Source organism: Acidiphilium sp. PA, from assembly GCF_026191915.1.
Taxonomy (GTDB): domain Bacteria; phylum Pseudomonadota; class Alphaproteobacteria; order Acetobacterales; family Acetobacteraceae; genus Acidiphilium.
Genome location: NZ_JAIMBY010000004.1, coordinates 167,866 through 188,935 on the forward strand (window position 1 = coordinate 167,866; position 21,070 = coordinate 188,935).

The 21,070-nt window shown below is 62.3% G+C and carries 29 protein-coding genes; all 29 read right to left on the reverse strand.

Annotated elements, in window-relative coordinates; translation table 11 throughout:
- Nucleotides 1-773 precede the first annotated feature (773 nt).
- Nucleotides 774-3,020, reverse strand: a complete 2,247-nt coding sequence (locus AruPA_RS08190) for a cation-translocating P-type ATPase (RefSeq protein ID WP_265636180.1) — start codon at nucleotides 3,018-3,020, stop codon at nucleotides 774-776.
- 318 nt (nucleotides 3,021-3,338) lie between these two features.
- Nucleotides 3,339-5,000, reverse strand: a complete 1,662-nt coding sequence (locus AruPA_RS08195; protein ID WP_265636181.1) for a M3 family oligoendopeptidase — start codon at nucleotides 4,998-5,000, stop codon at nucleotides 3,339-3,341.
- A 14-nt stretch (nucleotides 5,001-5,014) separates the two neighbouring features.
- Complete coding sequence (locus AruPA_RS08200; protein ID WP_265636182.1) at nucleotides 5,015-6,802, reverse strand: ABC transporter ATP-binding protein; 1,788 nt, start codon at nucleotides 6,800-6,802, stop codon at nucleotides 5,015-5,017.
- Nucleotides 6,803-7,149: 347 nt separating this feature from the next.
- Nucleotides 7,150-7,527, reverse strand: a complete 378-nt coding sequence (locus AruPA_RS08205) for a hypothetical protein (protein ID WP_265636183.1) — start codon at nucleotides 7,525-7,527, stop codon at nucleotides 7,150-7,152.
- 188 nt (nucleotides 7,528-7,715) lie between these two features.
- Nucleotides 7,716-8,150, reverse strand: coding sequence for a 50S ribosomal protein L17 (rplQ, locus tag AruPA_RS08210; protein WP_029312077.1), 435 nt, complete (start codon nucleotides 8,148-8,150; stop codon nucleotides 7,716-7,718).
- 31 nt (nucleotides 8,151-8,181) lie between these two features.
- Nucleotides 8,182-9,201, reverse strand: coding sequence for a DNA-directed RNA polymerase subunit alpha (locus AruPA_RS08215; RefSeq protein ID WP_265636274.1), 1,020 nt, complete (start codon nucleotides 9,199-9,201; stop codon nucleotides 8,182-8,184).
- Nucleotides 9,202-9,311: 110 nt separating this feature from the next.
- Nucleotides 9,312-9,704 (reverse strand): 30S ribosomal protein S11, encoded by a 393-nt coding sequence (rpsK, locus tag AruPA_RS08220; RefSeq protein ID WP_265636184.1) that lies wholly within the window; start codon nucleotides 9,702-9,704, stop codon nucleotides 9,312-9,314.
- Nucleotides 9,705-9,784: 80 nt separating this feature from the next.
- Nucleotides 9,785-10,162, reverse strand: a complete 378-nt coding sequence (gene rpsM, locus AruPA_RS08225) for a 30S ribosomal protein S13 (protein WP_265636185.1) — start codon at nucleotides 10,160-10,162, stop codon at nucleotides 9,785-9,787.
- Nucleotides 10,163-10,393: 231 nt separating this feature from the next.
- Complete coding sequence (locus AruPA_RS08230; protein ID WP_265636186.1) at nucleotides 10,394-11,077, reverse strand: adenylate kinase; 684 nt, start codon at nucleotides 11,075-11,077, stop codon at nucleotides 10,394-10,396.
- Entirely contained in the window at nucleotides 11,074-12,423 is a 1,350-nt protein-coding gene (secY, locus tag AruPA_RS08235) for a preprotein translocase subunit SecY (protein ID WP_265636187.1), read from the reverse strand. Before secY ends, AruPA_RS08230 begins: the two co-directional genes overlap by 4 nt.
- 165 nt (nucleotides 12,424-12,588) lie before the next feature.
- Nucleotides 12,589-13,074: a 50S ribosomal protein L15 gene (gene rplO, locus AruPA_RS08240; RefSeq protein WP_265636188.1), complete on the reverse strand. Its 486-nt coding sequence runs from the start codon at nucleotides 13,072-13,074 to the stop codon at nucleotides 12,589-12,591.
- A complete protein-coding gene (gene rpmD / locus AruPA_RS08245; protein WP_265636189.1) occupies nucleotides 13,071-13,280 on the reverse strand; it encodes a 50S ribosomal protein L30 in 210 nt (69 codons plus the stop codon). The genes rplO and rpmD overlap by 4 nt, the downstream gene beginning before the upstream one ends.
- The gene (rpsE, locus tag AruPA_RS08250) at nucleotides 13,273-13,845 is read right to left on the reverse strand and encodes a 30S ribosomal protein S5 (RefSeq protein WP_265636190.1); all 573 of its coding nucleotides are present in this window, start codon (nucleotides 13,843-13,845) and stop codon (nucleotides 13,273-13,275) included. Before rpsE ends, rpmD begins: the two co-directional genes overlap by 8 nt.
- Nucleotides 13,846-13,857: 12 nt before the next feature.
- Nucleotides 13,858-14,220 carry a 50S ribosomal protein L18 gene (rplR, locus tag AruPA_RS08255; RefSeq protein WP_265636191.1) on the reverse strand — a complete coding sequence of 121 codons (363 nt, stop codon included), beginning with the start codon at nucleotides 14,218-14,220 and terminating at the stop codon, nucleotides 13,858-13,860.
- Entirely contained in the window at nucleotides 14,220-14,753 is a 534-nt protein-coding gene (gene rplF / locus AruPA_RS08260) for a 50S ribosomal protein L6 (RefSeq protein ID WP_265636192.1), read from the reverse strand. Before rplF ends, rplR begins: the two co-directional genes overlap by 1 nt.
- A 12-nt stretch (nucleotides 14,754-14,765) precedes the next feature.
- A complete protein-coding gene (gene rpsH / locus AruPA_RS08265) occupies nucleotides 14,766-15,164 on the reverse strand; it encodes a 30S ribosomal protein S8 (RefSeq protein ID WP_029312066.1) in 399 nt (132 codons plus the stop codon).
- A gap of 12 nt (nucleotides 15,165-15,176) precedes the next feature.
- The gene (gene rpsN, locus AruPA_RS08270) at nucleotides 15,177-15,482 is read right to left on the reverse strand and encodes a 30S ribosomal protein S14 (RefSeq protein ID WP_029312065.1); all 306 of its coding nucleotides are present in this window, start codon (nucleotides 15,480-15,482) and stop codon (nucleotides 15,177-15,179) included.
- Nucleotides 15,483-15,600: 118 nt separating this feature from the next.
- Nucleotides 15,601-16,155 (reverse strand): 50S ribosomal protein L5, encoded by a 555-nt coding sequence (gene rplE / locus AruPA_RS08275; protein ID WP_265636193.1) that lies wholly within the window; start codon nucleotides 16,153-16,155, stop codon nucleotides 15,601-15,603.
- 10 nt (nucleotides 16,156-16,165) lie between these two features.
- Entirely contained in the window at nucleotides 16,166-16,486 is a 321-nt protein-coding gene (gene rplX, locus AruPA_RS08280; protein ID WP_265636194.1) for a 50S ribosomal protein L24, read from the reverse strand.
- Nucleotide 16,487: 1 nt separating this feature from the next.
- Complete coding sequence (gene rplN / locus AruPA_RS08285; protein WP_029312062.1) at nucleotides 16,488-16,856, reverse strand: 50S ribosomal protein L14; 369 nt, start codon at nucleotides 16,854-16,856, stop codon at nucleotides 16,488-16,490.
- A 1-nt stretch (nucleotide 16,857) separates the two neighbouring features.
- Nucleotides 16,858-17,133, reverse strand: a complete 276-nt coding sequence (gene rpsQ, locus AruPA_RS08290) for a 30S ribosomal protein S17 (protein ID WP_265636195.1) — start codon at nucleotides 17,131-17,133, stop codon at nucleotides 16,858-16,860.
- A gap of 13 nt (nucleotides 17,134-17,146) precedes the next feature.
- A complete protein-coding gene (gene rpmC, locus AruPA_RS08295) occupies nucleotides 17,147-17,353 on the reverse strand; it encodes a 50S ribosomal protein L29 (RefSeq protein ID WP_265636196.1) in 207 nt (68 codons plus the stop codon).
- A gap of 1 nt (nucleotide 17,354) precedes the next feature.
- Nucleotides 17,355-17,771, reverse strand: a complete 417-nt coding sequence (rplP, locus tag AruPA_RS08300) for a 50S ribosomal protein L16 (protein ID WP_029312059.1) — start codon at nucleotides 17,769-17,771, stop codon at nucleotides 17,355-17,357.
- Nucleotides 17,772-17,786: 15 nt separating this feature from the next.
- Complete coding sequence (gene rpsC / locus AruPA_RS08305; RefSeq protein WP_265636197.1) at nucleotides 17,787-18,464, reverse strand: 30S ribosomal protein S3; 678 nt, start codon at nucleotides 18,462-18,464, stop codon at nucleotides 17,787-17,789.
- A complete protein-coding gene (rplV, locus tag AruPA_RS08310; RefSeq protein ID WP_265636198.1) occupies nucleotides 18,464-18,943 on the reverse strand; it encodes a 50S ribosomal protein L22 in 480 nt (159 codons plus the stop codon). Before rplV ends, rpsC begins: the two co-directional genes overlap by 1 nt.
- A 1-nt stretch (nucleotide 18,944) precedes the next feature.
- Complete coding sequence (gene rpsS / locus AruPA_RS08315) at nucleotides 18,945-19,223, reverse strand: 30S ribosomal protein S19 (RefSeq protein ID WP_029312056.1); 279 nt, start codon at nucleotides 19,221-19,223, stop codon at nucleotides 18,945-18,947.
- 3 nt (nucleotides 19,224-19,226) lie between these two features.
- Complete coding sequence (gene rplB, locus AruPA_RS08320) at nucleotides 19,227-20,060, reverse strand: 50S ribosomal protein L2 (protein ID WP_265636199.1); 834 nt, start codon at nucleotides 20,058-20,060, stop codon at nucleotides 19,227-19,229.
- 10 nt (nucleotides 20,061-20,070) lie between these two features.
- Nucleotides 20,071-20,367 (reverse strand): 50S ribosomal protein L23, encoded by a 297-nt coding sequence (locus tag AruPA_RS08325; protein WP_265636276.1) that lies wholly within the window; start codon nucleotides 20,365-20,367, stop codon nucleotides 20,071-20,073.
- A 41-nt stretch (nucleotides 20,368-20,408) separates the two neighbouring features.
- Complete coding sequence (gene rplD, locus AruPA_RS08330) at nucleotides 20,409-21,068, reverse strand: 50S ribosomal protein L4 (protein ID WP_265636200.1); 660 nt, start codon at nucleotides 21,066-21,068, stop codon at nucleotides 20,409-20,411.
- Nucleotides 21,069-21,070 lie beyond the last annotated feature (2 nt).

The window sequence follows — 21,070 nt, forward strand, 5'->3', positions numbered from 1 at the left end:
CGTTTACGACGACCGGACAGGCCGACACGTGCCAGGACGCTGCGCCTCGGCACCGTAAACAACGTATCCGCAGCCTTCCTACGCGATGTGGGCAGGTTCGCCAGCATGTTCAAGTCAGGATCGGCGAGCCACAATCACGCAATCCTGTCCGTTTCTGGTTGCAGTATGCGCGATATGGTACGGATCTGATTGAGTATTTTTCGCTGCGGCTCGCGTGTCGTTCAAAACGGCTGTCAGGTCAGAGGCGCGCAACGATTGTTCAGCCAAGGTTCCCAAGATCGGCAGCCGGCTGCAGAATCAGCCCCAATGCGGTTGCAAACTGCAAGAAACACCGCTCGTTTGCAAGTCTTCCCACAGCTCCAGAAAAGCGACACGCACACCACTGTCGATTCGCGATAAAGCAATCCGTAGCGCCTTGCGACAGCAGACGGCTTCAGTCCCGGTTCCTTTGATTCGACCAGCCCATCGCGCGCTTTCGGGTATTGAACCGGACATCCCTGGGATCGACCGGGCTGACGGCCCTGTTCGCCGCGCCAGGCAGGCTATCACGGCCCTGCCGCATCATGGATTACCGTAAGCGCGATGATCCGGTGCGCCCGATCTGGCGTCCCGCAAGCGCCGCACCAGGCACCAAAATCAATTCCCCGGAAAATTCGAATGCAGCACGATCGGCACCGCCATCGCAAATGTCCTCCCATCCAACAAATGCGCAAATAGAAATACGCCTCGAAAAAATCTTTCCCCGGGTCGGATGCCGCGCCAACCAGTATTGTCTACCGCCCTGCCCGCCACCGCCGCAGCAATAACGCATTAGTGACAACGATGACGCTGGAGGCCGCCATGGCAGCGCCGGCGATCATGGGGTTGAGCAGGCCGAGGCCTGCGAGCGGGATGCCGATGGTGTTGAACGCGAAGGCCCAGAACAGGCCTTGGCGGATTTTGCCAAAAGTTTTGTTGGCGATATCCAACGCGGCTGCAACCAGCGTGGGGTCGCCGCGCATCAGCGTGATGCCGGCGGTGTGCATGGCGACGTCCGATCCCGTGGCCATCGCGATCCCGAGATCGGCGGCGGCAAGTGCCGGGGCGTCATTCACGCCGTCGCCCACCATGGCGACGATGCGGCCTTCGTTGCGGAGGCGCCGGACCATGTCCGCTTTCTCGCCGGGCAGGAGTTCGGCCCGCACCTCATCGATGCCGAGGGCTTTTGCGGCGACAGCGGCGCTTCCCTGACTATCCCCGGTGAGCAGCACGACACGAATGCCCCGCGCACGCAACGCGGCCACGGCACGGCGTGATCCTGATTTCACCGCATCGCCGAACGCGAGGAGACCAAGCACAGCCGGCGTGTCCGCCTGATCCACCGCGCCGCGATCGATCAACCATGAAACAGTACGGCCCTCGTGCTCGAGTGTGGCCGCGACATCACGCAGCGTCCCCGCATCCGCCCCGGATTCGCCGAGCAACCGGCCGCTGCCGAGCATGAGCCGCCGGCCGTTCACCACCGCCTCGATCCCCCGTCCTGGCAACGCTTTCACCGCCGCCGCGCCAGGCGGCTGAACCCCATCAGCCGCCGCCCGCGCCAGCACCGCGCGGGCGAGCGGATGCTCGCTGCCCCGCTGCACCGCGGCCGCGAGGCGCAGCACGGCAACAGGATCACCGCCCTCCACGGCGTGCAGCGCCACGACGGTTGGCTGCCCCTGGGTCAAGGTGCCGGTCTTGTCGAACGCGACGGTATCGATCGACCGTGCGCGCTCCAGCGTTTCCGCGTCCTTGATCAGAATACCATGCGTCGCCGCCACACCGGTTCCCGCCATCACCGCCGTCGGTGTGGCAAGCCCGAGCGAGCAGGGGCACGCGATCACCAGCACCGCAACGGCGGTCAACACCGCATGTTCCACCGTGCCCCCCGCCAGCAGCCAACCGATCAGCGTGATCAGCGCCACGACCAGCACCGCCGGCACGAACACCGCCGCCACGCGGTCCACCAGCGCCTGGATCGGCGCCTTGCCGGACTGCGCGGTTTCCACCAGCCGAATGATCCGCGCCAGCGTCGTCTCGCCGCCGACCGCCGTGGTTTCGACCAGCAGCACCCCATCGCCGTTGATGGCCCCGCCTGTCACCGGATCGCCGACGCCTTTGCTCACCGGCACGCTCTCCCCGGTCAGCATCGACAGATCGATCGCGCTCTCCCCCGCGCGGATCGTCCCATCCACCGCGATCCGCTCACCCGGCTTGACCACGACGAGATCACCCAACCGGATCGCGCCTACCGCCACCTGCCGTTCCGTGCCATCCGCAGCGCGCAGCGTCGCCCGCGCCGGGCGCAGCGCGGTCAGTGCCTGCAGCGCCGCCCCGGTCTGGCGCTTGCCGCGCTGTTCGAGCAATTTGCCGAACAGGATCAGCGTGATCACCACGGTCGATGAATCGAAATACAGCACCGGCCGCCCGCCAACCATCCAGGACCGCAGGAGCAGATACAGGCTCATGCCGTAAGCGGCCGAGGTGCCGAGTGCCACCAGCACATCCATGTTGGCGCTGCCCGCACGCAGCGCCTTGTACCCGGCCCGATAGAACCGCGCGCCGATCCAGACCTGCACCGGCGTCGCCAACGCCAGCGCCAGCCAGCCCGGCAGCATGAACCGCGCCCCGGCCAGATCAGCGATCATCCCGATCACCAGCGGCGCGGTCAACGCCGCGGAGATCGCCAGCACCTCATAATCCCGCCGCGCCGCCCTTTCGCGCCGCGCCGCCTCATCGGCGTCGCCCGCGGGATCGATCACATGCGCGCCATACCCCGCCCGCTCCACTGCCGCGATCATCGCCGCCGCATCTACCCCGCGCGCCAACACGCGCGCGGTTTCGCTGGCCAGGTTGACCTCGGCAAGACCAACACCGTCCAGCTTCCGCAACGCCCGCTCGACCCGCCCAGAGCACGAGGCGCAGGTCATCCCCTCGATCGCCAGATCCACACTGATTTCGTCGGCTGCGGCCCGGTCGGGCATCGGCGTGAGCATGTTCATGGGAAAGTCCTTTCCATCACCGTGGATATGGTGATTCCCATGATGGGAAGGTCAAGCCTGCGACATCAAACGCAAGGCGAGGGAGGAAGAGTCTTCTTTTTTGTGAACAAAAAAGAAGCAAAAAAAACTTTATTAATCTAGACCAGTGCCGGTGAAACCGCCCGTGTTCCAGAGTCAAAAAGTTTTTTGCTTCTTTTTTACAAAAAAGAAGCCTTCCTATCCTCACCCACCCCGCAGGATCGCGGCATAGATCGCCGTGATGTGCGGGAAACTCATCGGCACCCTATACCACCAGACACCATCGAAAAACGCCTCACCTCACAACGCCAGGGTCGCCTCGGCGGTCTCCACCACCGCCTGCAACGCACCCGCCTCGAACGGCGATTTCAGCTTGGCGGCTTCCACCAGTTTGCCGAACGGCGCCGAGCCGCCCAGGCCGCAGAGATCGACATAGGTGTCAAAACTCGCCTGGTAATCCTGCTGCGATTTCACCCAGAACTGCAAGGCGCAGCACTGTGCCAGCGTGTAATCGATGTAGTAGAACGGCGCGCGATAGATGTGCAGTTGCGCCTGCCACCGTCCGCCCATCGCCGGATACGCGAGATCGCCCCAGTTGCGCCACGGCAGATACATCGCCTCCAGCCGCCGCCACATCGCATGGCGCTCCGCCGGCGTCGCATCCGGCCGCGCATAGACCTCGTGTTGAAAATGATCGACGCACACGCCATACGGCAAAAACTCCAGCGCCCCGATCAGATGCATCCGCCGATACCGCGCCGCCTGGTCGCCAAACATCGGCGCAATGTGCGGGTAGGCCAGAAACTCCAGGCTCATCGAGTGGATTTCCGCCGATTCCGAGGTCGGCCACAGATAATCGACCGAAGGTTGATTGCGGCTCTGATAGTTCTGAAACGCGTGCCCCATCTCATGGGTGAACACATCCACGTCGTGGTGCGTGCCGTTGAAATTGGCAAAAATATACGGCATCCCAACCGCCGGAAACGAGGTGCAAAACCCACCGCCCGCCTTGGTCGGCCGGTTCTTCAGATCCATGAAGCCGCCTTCGTTCATCTGCCGGTAGAACCCGGCCAGCCGGGGGTCCATCGCCTCGAACATCGCATTGGCCTTGGCCACCAGCTCATCATGACCGCCCTGCGGCTTCGGATTGCCCTGGGGGTCGGTCAACGGCTCGTCCCACGCATAGAGCGTGTCCAACCCGTTCGCGATCCGCCGCTGTTCGACCAGCCTGGCCACCAGCGGCGTCACGTGCTTGAGCACCTCGGCCCGATAGGTCGCAACCTGCTCGGGCCCGTAATCCAGCCGCCCCATCCGCCGGTAGCCAAGGGGCGTGAACGTCTCATCGCCCAGCGCCCGCGCCATCTTGTGGCGCAGCTTCACCAACTGGTCGTAGATATCATCGAGCTCGGCGCCATGCTCGGCGAAAAACCCCCAGCGCGCCGCGGCGGCCCGGTGCCGCGTGTCCCGATCCACGCTCTCGGTATAGGGCGTCAGCCCCGCCAGATTGACCGTCTCGCCATCGAAAACGAATTTCGCGGAAGCCAGCAGCGCGGTATAGCGTGCCTCGAGCTTCGACTCCTCCTCCAGATCATCGGCGATCACGGGGGCAAACGTCGTCACGGCGTTGCGCCAGATATCCACCGCGTGTTTGCCGTACTGGTCCTCGATCACCGCGGGATCGAGGGCGAGCAGCCGGTTCTTGAAACTAGTCTCATGATCCGCGATCACCGGGCCCAGCGCATCGGCATATTCGCGCGCCGCCTTGTAATCCTCGTTCGCGGTATCCTGCGAAAACCGCAGATGCACGAGCGCCGACCAGGTCCCGGTCGCGCGGCGCAGCCCTTCCCACTCAGCCAGCGCCTCGCGCACCGCATCGCGGTCGAGCAATCCGTTGAGCGAGGCATAGGCCGCCGCCAGACTGTCGCGCGTCGGCGTCACCGCCTCGATGTCATCGAACTTCATTATCATGTCCCTCTTTATTCGTGCGTCATCAACCCAAGCGCCTGCCGCTCGAACAGCCGGCGATAGATACCACCGGGCCGTGCCGTCAACGCCTCATGCGTGCCTTGCTCCACGAGCCGACCCTGATCGAAAACCAGGATGCGGTCCAGCGCCCGCACGGTCGAAAGCCGGTGAGCGACCACGATCACGGTGCGCCCGGTCATCAACCGCTCGACCGCCTGCTGGATCAGCGCCTCCGATTCCGAATCCAGGCTCGCCGTCGCCTCATCGAGAATCAGGATCGGCGCATCGGCCAGAAACGCCCGCGCGATTGCCACCCGCTGCCGCTCGCCGCCCGAGAGTTTCACCCCCCGCTCGCCGACCAGCGTGCGATACCCGTTCGGCAAAGCCATAATGAAATCATGCGCGTTCGCCAGCATCGCCGCATTCTCAATCTCGGCCATCGTCGCATCGGGTCTTCCATACGCGATGTTCTCGGCCAGCGAGCGATGAAACAAAATCGGCTCCTGCGCCACGATCGCGATCGACCCCCGCAGCGAGGCCTGCGTCACCTGCGCGATGCTCTGCCCATCGATCCTGATGTCCCCGCCGGTCACGTCGTGCAGGCGCTGGATCAGCTTGACAAAGCTCGTCTTGCCCGAGCCCGAATGCCCGACCAGCCCGACCCGTTCACCCGAGGCGATCGTCACCGACAACGCCCGGAACAGCGGCTCGACATGCTTGCCATAGGCAAAATCGACGCGATCGAACACAATCTCGCCCCGCAGGATCTGCGCCGGCATCGCTCCGGGCCGATCGGCGACGGCGAAGGGCTGCGCCTCCATGCGCACCATATCCTCCATCTCGTTGACGGCCCGTTGCAGCATCGCAATGTGATAGCCCACGTCGCGCAGGTAGCCGAGCACGATCAGATAGGCGGTGATCACGGTCGCCACCTCACCGGGCGTCGCCTGCCTGATCCACCACAAATACAGCGCAAGACCGATGATCGCGACGCGCAGCACCATCAGTGCGCCGCCCTGCCCGGTGCCGACCCGGTTGCCCCGGAACCAGAAGCGCCGGGTCCGGCGCTGCCATTTGTCGATCACCCGCGCGAGAATCGCATCCTCACGCGCCTCGGCGGCAAACCCCTTCACCACGGCGTTGCAGGAAACGGCGTCGGCCAGTGCTGCGCCCATCGCGGTATCGCAGCGGTTGGACAATTGCGAGGCGGGCGAGACATAACGCGTCTGCAACCACACCGTCGCGCCGACATAGACCGTCGCACCCACGGCGATCAGCCCACCGATCGATGGCGCCTGCAGCCCGAGCATGACCGATGTCCCGATCAAGACGGCAAGCGCCGGCAGCATCGCGATCAGCACGGTATCGTTCAGCAGATCCAGCGCCCAGATGCCGCGGGTGATCTTCCGCACGATCGCACCGGCAAAATTATTGGCATGCCAGTCCGAGGCAAAGCGCTGCACCCGGTAAAAGGAATCGCTGGCCATCTCCCCCATGATCTTCAGGGTCAGACCCACGATCGAGCGAAACCCGATGTAGCGCAGCAGGGTCTGTGCGGCGCCGAGTGCGGCAATCATCGCCAGCGCCATTAACGCCGCGTGCAACGAGGCGCGGCTGTGTGTCGCGACCGCATTGATCAGATCGCCGGCATAGAGCGGCATGAACACATCGGTCAGCGTCGCCAGCAGCATGGCAATCACCGTCCCAGCAAACAGCCCCGGATGAGTCCGCCACCGCCGAAAGACGAAACCAAACACCGCACGAAACGGCGATGCGATCTTAAGATCCAAGGATGACATGAAATGACCGACCCCGCTGACGCGAGATCACCTCTGAGATATCAATGTTGAAAACGATCGAACGGGCACCAGAAAGTGCCGGGCGGAGAACCTAGTTCGTAGCGCGCGTTGGCTCGAACCGGATCCCGCTAAAGGAGGCAACTGCATCAAAATACATTGTAGCCCCCTTCAAGAGTGTTGACCTAGACTAGTGGTTACCGGAGTTGGTCGGCTATGTCCAGCATAAATTGCTTGCGTCTCGGGATGGGGGCAGCACGGCAGGGAAGGGAAGGCTTCTTTTTTGTAAAAAAGAAGCAAAAAACTTTTATTCGTCTGGGATCGGACTTGGGTTGAGGCTGGTGCCTCACTCATTCGGCGTGGGACGGGTGGACCACCAGATTTTTCGAGTGCAGGCTGCATGAGCGCGCTGCGGACGTCACTGCCGCGCCTTCGACCCGGTCATACACCATAACGACATGCGAATTGATCACGGTGCTGGTCGAATTGGCCTGGATGTCGCCGCTCTGCAGCGACGGTGCGGCTACGATATAGACCGTCCCGCCCACCTCACTCTGAAACTGCCCCTGGCAGAACAGCACCATCTTCTGCGACGCTTCCGGCAGGCTCGTCAGAAACGATGAATTGTCGGCCTTCGCCTGAGCAGGCGTCCGCGGGCCCGACCCCATACCCCCCGAACAGGATGTGAGAAATACGATCGGAAACGCTAACAGGATGCTACGATTCATGCCGCCGACGATAACGCCGATTCCGTGCATTGCAACGAAAAAGGCGCTGCCGAAGCAGCGCCTAACATTCGTCTCAACCAAAAGTGAGCAAACTTACCCGAGCAACAAGAACGGCCCATCGCCCAGATCCAAAAAGTTTTTTGCTTCTTTTTTACAAAAAAGAAGTGCTTGCCTTATCTAACGCGACCTCAAGCCGCCTCAGCCGTATCGTCCTCATCATCCTTGACCTCGGGCTTCGGACCGCTATCGAGCCCCTTCGCCGCCAGATCACGATCGACCAGTTCGATCACCGCCATATCCGCCGCATCGCCATAGCGCATCCCGGCCTTCAGCACACGGGTGTAACCACCCTGGCGCTCCTTGTACCGGTCGGCCAACGCGGCAAACAGCTTGGACACGATCACCTCATCGCGCAGCACCGCATGAGCCTGGCGGCGTGCATGCAGCCCCCCGCGCTTGCCCAGCGTGATCAACCGGTCAGCCACCGGCGCCAGCTCCTTGGCCTTCGGCAACGTCGTGGTGATCTGCTCATGCTTGAGCAGGGCCACCGCCATGTTGCGGAACATGGCCGCACGGTGGGACGTGGTGACGCCGAGTTTACGTCCAGCAATTCCGTGACGCATAAGGGTTACTCCAGATCAGAAAAATGACGAGTTAGAACGGCTGGTCGGAACGTTTGACCAGATCTTCGATATTCTCAGGCGGCCAGTCCGGCACCAACATCCCAAGGCCGAGCCCCATGGCGGTCAGCACTTCCTTGATCTCGTTGAGCGACTTCCGGCCGAAATTCGGCGTGCGCAGCATTTCCTGTTCGGATTTCTGCACGAGGTCGCCGATATAGACGATATTGTCGTTCTTCAGGCAGTTCGCCGAACGCACCGACAATTCGAGTTCGTCCACCTTGCGCAGCAAATTGGGGTTGAACGGCAGTTCAGGGCGCGGCTCTTCCGAACGCAACCGCTGCGGTTCCTCGAAATTGACGAACATGCCCAACTGGTCCTGCAAAATGCGCGCGGCCAGCGCCACCGCATCCTCGGGCGTCACCGCACCGTTGGTCTCGATCGCGATGATCAACCGATCATAATCGGTCACCTGCCCGACGCGGGTCGGCTCGACGCGATAGGAAACCTTGCGCACCGGCGAATAGATCGAATCGACCGGAATCAACCCGATCGGCGCGTCTTCCGGCCGGTTGGCCGAAGCGGCGACATAGCCACGACCCGAATCGACCGTGAATTCCATGCCCAGCGTCGCGCCATCGTCCAGCGTGCACAGCACCAGGTCCGGATTCATCACTTCGATGTCATGGCCGGACTGGATCATCGCAGCCGTCACCTCGCATGGCCCCTTGGCGCTCAGCGTCATCCGCTTCGGACCATCGCCATGCATCCGCACCGCGATCTGCTTGATGTTCAGCACGATGTCGGTCACGTCCTCGCGCACACCCGCGATCGAGGAAAACTCATGCAGCACGCCATCAATTCGCACCGCGGTCACCGCCGCACCATGCAGCGACGACAGCAGAATGCGCCGCAACGCGTTGCCCAGGGTCACACCGAACCCGCGCTCGAGCGGTTCGGCAATGATCGTCGCCATCCGCATGTCATCGGCGCCGGGCTCGATATCGAGCTTCTCCGGCTTGCGCAGCGATTGCCAGTTCCGCTGCATTGCCAAGTTGGTATCTTTCAGCATCAAATCCTCCGGTCAGGCGACAAACCCGCCCTCACCTTCCAAAAACGCATCGTCCGCCAGGCACACAACGCAAGCCCGTCACACCCGGCGGATTACACCCGGCGGCGCTTGCGGGCGCGGCAGCCGTTATGCGGAATCGGCGTCAAATCCCGAATCGCCGTGATCGAAAACCCAACGGTCTGCAACGCGCGCAGCGCGCTCTCACGGCCCGAACCCGGACCGCTCACTTCGATTTCCAGCGTCTCCATCCCGTGTTCGCGCGCCTTGCGGCCGGCATCCTCGGCCGCAACCTGCGCGGCATACGGGGTCGACTTACGGCTGCCCTTGAAACCCTGGCTCCCGGCGGAAGACCACGAAATCGCATTGCCCTGCGCGTCGGTGATCGTCACCATCGTATTGTTGAAGCTGGCGAGCACGTGGGCAACACCTGAACTGATATTTTTGCGTTCCTTGCGGCGGGGACGCACGGCGGCTGGTTTGGCCATAGAAAATCCTGTCTTTCTCTCGATCCGCCGCCAGACCCAGTCCGGCGCGGATCACTGCATCGATACGAAGAACCGAAAGGCTACTTCGTAACCTTCTTTTTACCGGCGATTGCCACGGCCTTGCCCTTGCGGGTCCGCGCATTGGTATGCGTCCGCTGACCACGAACCGGCAGACCCTTGCGGTGGCGCAGGCCGCGGTAGCAACCCAGATCGACCAACCGCTTGATGTTCATCGCCACTTCACGGCGGAGATCACCCTCGACGCGGAAATCCTTGTCGATCAATTCACGGATCTTGCCAATCTCGTCGTCCGACAGCTGGTTGACCCGCTTGTCGTCACCGATATTCAGCGTCGTGCAAATGTCACGAGCCTTGCTCGGCCCGATACCGTAGATGTAACGCAGGCTGATCAGCACGCGCTTGTTCGATGGAATGTTTACGCCAGCAATACGCGCCACGAAGCTGCTCCTTGGTCTCCGCTGATGCGGATTGAAATCGTCGACTGGGTAATGACAACCACAAAACCCGATCCGCCCGACGGGCAGAACCCAATTCCGAAAGTCATCATCTGAACAAAGTGCGGCGCCCCGCCAGGGAGCGCCGCAGATGGGTGTCTCTATCGCCGGGGGCGATACGAGTCAATCAAATGGCATCAATTTTTCGTGATCTCCCGCCGATGGCTGACGCGATCAGTCCGCAGACATCGCAACCGGCGCCGGAATCCCTGCCTTGCGCAGCGCGGCCTCGATCGCAATGGTCACGTCATCCATGTCCGCCATGCCATCCACCTCGTAGTAGATGTTCCGCCCCTGGTAATACGGCACGATCGGCGCGGTCTGTTGGTTGTAGGCGGTAAACCGCTGCTTCACCGTCACCGGGTTGTCATCCGGCCGCCGGATGAACTCGGTCGAGCCACATTTGTCGCACACCCCGGCCTGCGCGGTCGGGTGCATCTTATCATGATACCCGGCGCCGCACTGGGCACAGCTGAACCGCCCGGCGATCCGCTCGACCAGCACATCCTCATCGACCTTGAGCAGGATCACCGCCCGCAGATCCTGTTTCTCCGCCGCCAGCATCGCATCGAGCGCCTCCGCCTGCGGCACTGTCCGCGGAAACCCGTCAAGAATGAACCCGTGCCGGCAATCATCCTGGGCCAAACGCTTGCGTAGCATGTTGATGATCAGATCGTCCGAAACCAGCCCACCGGCCTCCATCACCGATTTGGCGATCGCGCCCAACTCGGTCCCGGCTTTGACCTCGGCCCGCAGCATGTCACCCGTGGCAATCTGCCCGACGTGGTAGCGCTCCTGCAGAAGCTTGGCCTGGGTCCCTTTGCCGGCACCAGGCGGGCCGAGGAGAATGATGTTCATCTGGTTCGTGTCCTTCCGCGGCCTTTTCTGATCAGGCCTTCATATTGATGTGCAAGCAAATGTGACTGGATCTGTGCGACCGTATCCATTGTCACAGAAACCACAATCAGCAGCGATGTGCCACCAAAATAATAGCCCGCGGCAAGATCGAACTGCCCGATCAAAAATTGTGGGATCAGACACACGATCACCAGATACCCCGCCCCGATCGTGGTCAGTCGCGTGAGCACGGTATCAAAATACTTCGCGGTATTCGCCCCCGGCCTGATCCCCGGCACGAACCCGCCATATTTCTTCAGATTATCCGCGGTCTCCTCCGGATTGAACACCACGGCCGTATAGAAATACGAGAAAAAAATAATCAGCCCGGCATATAAAATCATGTAGCCCGGCTGCCCGTTCGAAAGCTGCCGCGCCAGAAACTGCAACCACGCCGGCCCGGTGCCATGGCTGAACCCCACGATCGTCGCCGGAATCAGCAGCAGCGAGCTCGCAAAGATCGGCGGTATCACGCCCGAGGTGTTCACCTTCATCGGCAGATGCGAAGCATCGCCCCCGAACATCCGGTTGCCCACCTGGCGTTTCGGGTACTGGATCAGCACCCGCCGCTGGGCCCGCTCCATGAACACCACGAACGCGACGACCACCAGCGCCATGATAAAAAACCCGATCACGAAGCCGGTCGAAAGCCCGCCCGTCGCACCCAACTGTAACACGCTGGCAATCGCGCCCGGAAACGCCGACACGATCCCCGAAAAAATGATCAGGCTCGACCCGTTGCCGATCCCGCGCGACGTGATCTGCTCGCCGATCCACATCAGGAACACCGTGCCGCCGGTCAGCGTGATGATCGTGGTCACCAGAAAGAACCCGCCCGGCTCGATCACCGCCGGCCCGACCGCGCTGGTGATATGCTCAAGCCCGATCGCGATGCCATAGGATTGCGCAAGCGCGATGAATACCGTCAGATACCGCGTGTATTGATTGAGCTTCTGCTGCCCCGAAGCGCCCTCTTTCTTCAGCGTCTCCAGCGTCGGCACCGCCGCCTGCAACAACTGCATGATGATCGAGGCCGAAATATACGGCATGATGTTCAACGCAAACACCGTCATCCGACCCAGCGCGCCGCCGGTGAACATGTTGAACATGCCCAGCACGCCGCCGCCGTTCTGCGCCAGCATATGCTCCATCACCGTCGGATCGACACCAGGGATCGGAATATACGTCCCCAGCCGGAACACGATCAGCGCCCCCAGCGTAAACCAGATCCGCCGTTTGAGATCGGTCGCCTTCGACAGGGTTTCGAGATTGAAACTCGATGCAAGCTGTTCAGCAGCGGAAGCCATGAATGATCCCCAAATAACAACGGCGCCTCATGCGGATGAGGCGCCGTTGCTTATATGCGTTACACTGAAGACGGCAAGAACCAAATGCGCTGGCCGCCCCTTGCTGCCCCTTGTTCCAAAGAGCCGTTCTTTTTTACGAAAAAGAACCAAAAAACTCTCGATAATTTAGGCAGCTGCCGCTTCGGCTTTCGCCACCAGCGTTTTCACCGTGCCGCCGGCCTGCTCGATCGCCGCAACCGCCGTGGCCGACGCGCCGGACACTTCGATCTCGACCTTGGTCGAAATCTCGCCGCGCCCCAGCAGCCGCACACCCGACAGCTTCGAACCGGCATACACGCCCGCCGCCCGCAGATGCGCCTCGGTGATCGGCGCCGAAGCATCGAGCTTGCCGGACGCGACCAGCATCGCCAGCGTGCCCACGTTCAACGGCGCGTAATCCTTGCGGTTCACATTGGTGAAGCCGCGCTTGGGCATACGCCGATAGATTGGCAGCTGACCACCCTCGAACCCGTTCAGCGAGACGCCTTCACGCGCCTTCTGACCCTTGACGCCCTTGCCGGATGTCTTGCCTTTGCCCGATCCGATGCCACGGCCCAGCCGCTTCGATTTCAGGCGCGCACCCTGATTGTCGCGCAATTCATTCAGATTCATGGCTCAGTCCCCGAGGTCAATTCCTCGACCTTCAAAAGATGCGCGACCTTCCTGATCCGCCCCATGGTTTCGGGCGTGCCCGCCAGTTCGCGCGTGGAATGCATGTGGCGCAGCCCGAGCCCGACCAGTGTTTCCTTCTGGCCCGGCTTGCGCCCGATCGCCGACCCGGTCTGGGTGATGCGAACGCGTTTGATCGGATCAGACATCGGCCGTCACCTCTTTCTCGCGTTTGGTGCCGAACAGATCCGCCACCTTCTTGCCGCGCCGCGCCGCCACCGTCCGCGGGCTTGCGCAGTTCGCCAGCGCGGCGACCGTTGCCTTCACCATGTTGTGCGGGTTCCGGCTACCGAGCGACTTGGCAACCACGTCGCCAATCCCCAGCGTCTCGAACACCGCGCGCATCGGACCGCCGGCAATGATCCCGGTGCCCGCCGGTGCCGAACGCAACACCACATGACCCGCGCCGTAATGGCCCTCGATGTCGTGGTGCAAGGTCCGACCCTCCTTCATGGGCACCCGGATCATGCCGCGCTTGGCACGCTCGGTCGCCTTGCGGATCGCCTCGGGCACTTCCTTCGCCTTGCCGGCGCCGAAACCGACGCGACCTTTCTGGTCGCCAACCACCACCAGGGCGGCGAACGCAAACCGGCGTCCGCCCTTCACCACCTTGGCGACACGGTTGATGGTGACGAGCTTGTCGATCAGCTCATCGCCGTCCCGGTCCCGCTCGCGCTCGCGGCCACGACCGCCGTCTCGTGCTTCACGTGCCATGCGCTATGCTCCTCAGAAGTCCAAACCGCTCTCGCGAGCGGCATCGGCCAGGGCTTTCACCCGGCCATGATATTTATACGCACCACGATCGAACGCGACCTTGGTGATCCCGGCCTCTTTGGCGCGCTCGGCCACCAGCTTCCCGACAGCCGCCGCAGCAGCGCGATCGGCGCCGGTCTTGAGCTCGGTCTTCAACCCCGCGTCGAGCGACGAGGCCGCGGCGAGCGTCCGCCCCGCGGCATCATCGATCACCTGGGCATAGATATGCTTGCCCGACCGGAACACCGAAAGCCGCAGCCTTCCGCCCGATTTCTGCTTCAGCTGGTAGCGCAGGCGCTGCCGGCGCCGCACTTCATTGTCATATGTCGCGGTCATTACTTCTTCTTGCCTTCCTTACGCCGGATCGCCTCGCCCTCGAACTTCACGCCCTTACCCTTATAGGGCTCCGGCGGACGGAAGGCGCGGATTTCGGCACAAACCTGACCCACCAGCCGCTTGTCGATCCCCTCGACCTTGATCAAGGTCGGCTTCTCGCACGAAATCTTGATGCCGGGCGGCACCGCAAAGACCACGTCATGCGAAAACCCCAGGTTCATCACCAGATTCGAGCCCTGCACCGCAGCGCGGAAACCCGTCCCGGTGATTTCCAGAACCTTCGCATACCCTTTCGAGACACCCTCGACCATGTTCGCGACATTCGCACGCGTGGTGCCCCACATCATGCGCGATGCGGCCTCCTTGTTGCGCGGAATGACGGCGAGCTTGCCATCCTCGATCTTCGCCTCGACCCGCTCGGACACCGGCATGGTCAACTCGCCCAGCTTGCCCTTGGCGGTCAGAATGCCATCGACCACGGTGATCGAAACGCCCTGCGGCAGCGGAACCGGATATTTACCTACACGTGACATGATGCTGCCTCCTCAGAACACGCGGCAGAGCACTTCACCACCAACATTGGCAGTGCGCGCCTCGACATCGCTCATCACGCCGCGTGGCGTCGACAGGATGGAGATCCCCAACCCGGCATAAACCCGCGGCAATTCCTTGATCTTCGAATACACCCGGCGCCCCGGGCGCGAGATCCGGGTGATCTCCTTGATCACCGGTTCACCCTCGTTATACTTCAGCTCGATGCGCAGCTGCGCCACACCGGGCCGCAGATCCTCTTTCGAGAACCCGCGAATAAACCCCTCGCGCTTCAACACCTCGAGCACATTGGCCCGCAGATGCGAGGCCGGGGCGACACACATGGTATGACGCGCGCGCTGCGCATTGCGGATACGGGTGAGCATGTCACCCAACGGATCAGACATCGACATGGCTTGCCCTCCTTACCAGCTGGCCTTGACCATGCCGGGGATCTGCCCGGCACTGGCCAAGTCGCGCAACGCGATGCGGCAAAGCTTGAATTTACGATAGTTGCCGCGCGAACGGCCGGTCAGCTCGCAACGCAGGCGCACCCGCACCGCCGCGCCATTGCGCGGTAGCTGCGCCAGTTTCATCGTCGCATCGAAACGGTCCTCGACCGGCAGGGTGCGATCCATCACGATCGCCTTCAGCACCGCTCGCTTGCCCTTGTCGCGCGCCGCCATCTTTTCCCGCCGCTTATTCCGATTGACCTGAGAGGTCTTCGCCATCGTCTTCTATCCTCCGGAACCTGTCAGCACCCGCCGACGGTTTTCCCTAAAAACTGTGTATGCGCCCAACTCACCGTCGCCAGACCATCCCACCCGGGCACGAGCCCGGGCGATCGGCTCAAACGAAGGGAATGCTGAACCCCTTGAGCAGTGCCTTCGCCTCGGCGTCGTTCTTCGCCGTGGTGACAAACACAATATCCATGCCGCGCACCGTATCGACCTTGTCGTATTCGATCTCCGGAAACACGATCTGTTCCTTCATGCCCATGGCAAAATTGCCCCGGCCATCGAAACCCTTGCCCGAAACCCCGCGGAAATCGCGCACGCGCGGCAGCGCGATCGTGACCAGCCGGTCCAGAAATTCATACATCCGCGCCCGGCGCAGCGTCACCTTGCACCCGATCGGCAGACCCTTGCGGATCTTGAACCCGGCGATCGCCTTTTTCGCCACAGTCTTGACCGGCTTCTGCCCGGCAATCAGCGTCAGCTCGGCCACCGCCTGGTCGAGCTTCTTCTGATCGGCCGCCGCCTCGCCGACACCCATGTTGATGACGATCTTTTCCAATTTCGGAACCTGCATCACATTCGTGTAGCCGAATTCCTTCTGCAACGCCTCGCGCACCACATCGTGGTAATGCTGGTGCAGCCTCGTCTTGGCACTGGCCTCGCTCATGATACTACCCTCAACCGTCGATCACGGAATCGCTCTTGCGCGCGACCCGGACCTTGCGACCGTCCTCGAGCGTCCGAAAGCCGACGCGCGTGGCCTTCTTCGTCTCGGGATCGATCAATGCGATATTCGACAAATGGATCGGCATTTCCTTGCTGATAATGCCGCCCGGCTCGCCCATGCCACGCGCCTTGGTATGCTTCTTCGCCACCGCCACGCCCTGAACCACGGCCTTGTTCACGGTCGGCAGCACGCGCAGCACTTCACCCTGGCGGCCCTTGCTGGCGCCGGAAATCACGACCACCTGGTCGCCCTTGCGGATACGTGCAGCCATATTACAGCACCTCCGGTGCCAGAGAAATGATCTTCATGAACTTGCGCGCGCGCAGCTCACGCGTGACCGGCCCGAAAATACGCGTGCCGATCGGCTCCATCTGCTTGTTGATCAGCACGGCAGCATTGCGGTCGAACCGGATCACGCTGCCATCGGCCCGGCGCACCGGATAGGCGGTCCGCACCACCACGGCCTGATGCACATCGCCCTTCTTGACCTTGCCGCGCGGGATCGCGTCCTTGATCGACACCACAATGACATCGCCGACCGAGGCGATCCGGCGCTTGGACCCGCCCAGCACCTTGATGCACTGCACCCGGCGCGCGCCGGAATTGTCGGCAACGTCCAGATTGGATTCAACGATGATCATATCAGGCCACCTGTGTTTCGGCCGAGGCCGGGCTCAGCGACTCGCCGTTTCGGGCCGTCACCAACCACGCCTTGCGCTTGCTGATCGGCGGGCATTCCTCAATACGCACCAGATCACCGGTGGCGCAGACGTTCGCCTCGTCATGCGCCGCGTATTTCTTCGAGCGGCGGATGAATTTCTTGTACAGCGGATGCATGATGCGACGCTCGACAAGCACCGTCACGGTCTTGTCCATCTTGTCACTCACGACCCGCCCGGTCAGGACGCGCTTCGGCATAACTCGTAACCCCTCAAACCTTGGCCGAAGCGCGAAGGCGCTCAGCCATAATCGTCTTCACCCGTGCCACGTCACGGCGCGTCTTGCGCATCTGGCTGGTGTTCTCCTGCTGGCCGGTGGCCCGCTGGAACCGCAGATTGAGCTGCTCACGCTTCAGATCGAGCAGGAATTCATTCGTCTCATCCGGCGTCTTCACCCGGATATCAGCGGCCTTGGTCATCTCACGCCTCCCCGATGCGGGTAACGATCTTGGTCTTGATCGGCAGTTTCGCCGCACCCAGCGTCAACGCCTCACGCGCGATCCCCTCGGCCACACCGTCGATCTCGAACATGATCCGGCCGGGATGCACCCGCGCCACCCAGAACTCCGGGCTACCCTTGCCCGACCCCATGCGCACTTCGGCGGGCTTGGTCGAAACCGGCAGATCCGGAAAAATCCGGATCCACACGCGCCCCGCACGCTTCATCTGGCGCGTGATCGCCCGACGCGCCGACTCGATCTGCCGCGCGGTGATCCGCTCCGGCTCCATCGCCTTCAGCCCGAACGTGCCGAAGTTCAACTGAGTATTCCCCTTGGCCAGGCCGTGGATACGGCCCTTGTGCGCCTTGCGGAACTTGGTTCGCTTTGGTGACAGCATAGTCTCAATCCTCGCTTAACGCTGCGGCGCTTGTTCGGCGGCCCGGCGGTCCTGCGCAAGCGGATCATGCCCCATGATCTCGCCCTTGAAGATCCACACCTTCACGCCGCAGGTGCCATAAGTCGTCTTGGCCGTCGCGGTCCCGAAATCGATATCGGCGCGCAACGTGTGCAACGGCACCCGGCCTTCACGATACCATTCCATCCGCGCGATCTCGGCACCGCCGAGGCGGCCACCGCAGTTGATCCTGATCCCCTGCGCACCCAGCCGCATCGCAGACTGCACCGCCCGCTTCATCGCCCGGCGGAACGCCACGCGGCGCTCAAGCTGCTGGGCGATGTTCTGCGCGACCAGCACGGCATCGATTTCCGGCTTACGGATCTCGACGATGTTCAGCGACACCTCGGCCTTCGCCATCACCGACAATTCCTTTTTCAGAACGTCGATATCCTGGCCCTTCTTCCCGATCACCACGCCAGGGCGCGCCGCATAGATCGTCACGCGCGGCTTCTTCGCCGGGCGCTCGATCAACACCTTGGAAATACCCGCGCCCGCCAGCCGCGTCATCAGATGCTCGCGCAGCTTCAAATCGTCATGCAGCAGCTTGGCATAATCGGTGCCCGCAAACCACCGGCTGTCCCAGGTGCGGTTGATGCCGAGCCGCAGCCCGATCGGATTGACCTTGTGACCCATTACGCCTGCGCCCCTTCAATGACCGGACCTTCTGCGCCGACCGGCCGATTACGACCCGCCGCGCTCACGCCCCGCGCGCTGTTCGCGCGCCTTTCAGCCTTGGTAACGATATCCCGCTCGGAGACCACGATGCGCAAATGGCTGAACCATTTCTCGACCCGCGCCGCCTTGCCGCGACCCCGCGCCTGAAACCGGCGCATCACAATGCCGCGGCCGACTTCCGCCGTGGTAACGACCAGACGATCCACATCGAGCTGATGATTGTTCTCGGCATTCGCCACGGCCGACTGCAACAGCTTCTTCACGTCCTGGGCGATCCGCTTCTTGCTGAACGTCAGTTCGGCAATCGCGCGGCCGGCCGGCAGGTTGCGGATCGAGGTCGCAACGATATTGAGCTTGCGGGGGCTGACGCGAATGTTGCGCAGCACCGCCTCGGCTTCGGTTTCCGCCAGCATGCGGGGATGATTGGGCTTGCTCATATCAGCCTCGTTTCGCCTTCTTGTCGGCCGAATGGCCGGTGAAACTGCGGGTCGGCGAGAATTCGCCGAACTTGTGGCCGACCATGTTCTCGTTGACCTGAACCGGCAGAAACTTCCGGCCATTATACACGCCGAACGTCAGACCGACGAACTGCGGCAGAATGGTCGACCGGCGCGACCAGATCTTGATGATCTCATTGCGGCCCGAAGCGCGCGAGGTCTCGGCCTTGGCCAGCATATACCCGTCAACGAACGGGCCTTTCCATACGGAACGTGTCATCGATCAGCCCTTCCCGACCTTACGGCGCCGGATGATCAGATCATCCGTCCGCTTGTTCGAACGTGTCTTGTAGCCCTTGGTCGGCTTGCCCCACGGCGTCACCGGATGACGCCCGCCCGAGGTCCGGCCTTCACCACCACCCAACGGGTGATCGACCGGGTTCATCGACACGCCACGATTATGCGGCCGCCGGCCCAGCCAGCGATTGCGCCCCGCCTTGCCGAGTTCCTGGTTCGAATGGTCCGGGTTCGACACCGCACCGATCGTCGCCATGCACTCGCCGCGGATCAACCGCAGCTCGCCCGACATCAGCTTGACCTGGGCATAACCCTGATCCTTGCCGACCAGCTGGGCAAACGTCCCCGCCGAACGCGCCATCTTGCCGCCGGCACCCGCCTTCAGCTCGATATTGCAAATGATCGTGCCGACCGGAATGGCAGCCAGCGGCATCGCATTGCCCGGCTTGATATCGACCTTCAGACCCGAGATCACCTGATCGCCGACTTTAAGCCGCTGCGGTGCCAAAATGTACGAAAGCTCGCCATCGGCATATTTCACCAGCGCCAGGAAGGCCGAACGGTTCGGGTCATATTCCAGCCGCTCGACCGTCGCCGCCACGTCGAATTTGCGGCGCTTGAAATCGACCAGACGATACGTCCGCTTATGTCCGCCGCCCCGGAAATAGCTGGTGGTACGGCCATGATTGTTGCGCCCGCCGGTGGAGTGCTTGCCCTCGGTCAAACCCTTGACCGGCTTGCCTTTCCAAAGTTCCGAGCGATCGATCAGGACGGTGCCGCGCAGGCTCGCCGTGACCGGTTTGAAATGTTTCAATGCCATCGGTTTCGCCTTACGTCAGACGCGTCGTGAAATCGATCGACTGGCCCTCGGCCAGCGTCACGAATGCTTTTTTCAGATCGGACCGCTTACCCGGCCGCCCCTTGAAGCGCTTCGCCTTGCCCTTCTGGATCAGCGTGTTCACACCGGTCACCTTCACGCCGAACAACCCCTCGACCGAAGCCTTGATCATCGGCTTGGTCGCATCGATCGCAACCTTGAACCCAACCTGGTTCCGTTCCGACAGCGCCGTCGCCTTCTCGGTGATCAGCGGCCCGCGGATCACATCGAACATCGCCTCGCGGGACAGCACCGGCTTTTTCGCCGCCGGCGTCTTGCTCACACTGCTGCTCATGCCGCGATCTCCTCATGCGAGGCTTCGCTGTGCGGAACCTTCCCCGCCAGGCGCAGCTTCAAACCCTCGAGACCAGCTGTCGTGATCGCCAGAATATCGTGGTGGAGAATGTCATATACATTCGCCCCCACCACCGGCAGCACATCGATCCCGATCAGATTGCGGCTCGCCCGCGCAAACCCATCGTCAACCACAAAATCAACGATCAAAGTCCGGCCCCAGCCAAGCTTCTTGATCTTGCTGCTCAGTTCCGAAGTCTTGGCGACCCCCGCAACCGTATCCAACACGACCAGCTTGCCCTCGAGCGCCTTCTGCGACAGCGCGAAAATCAACCCGAGCCGGCGCACCTTCTTGTTCAGCGAATAGCCATGATCCCGCACGACCGGACCATGCACCACACCACCGGTGCGGAACTGCGGCGCGCGCAACGAACCCTGGCGCGCATTGCCGGTGCCCTTTTGGCGGAACGGCTTCTTCGTGGTGCCCTGCACCTCGCCCATGCCCTTGGTCTTGTGCGTGCCGGCGCGGCGCTTGGCCAGCTGCCAATGCACGACACGCGCCAGAATATCCGGGCGCGGCGCCATGCCGAAATACTCTTCAGGCAGTTCGATCTTGCCCGCGGTCTCGGCCTGCAGCGTATAGATATCGTATTCCATCG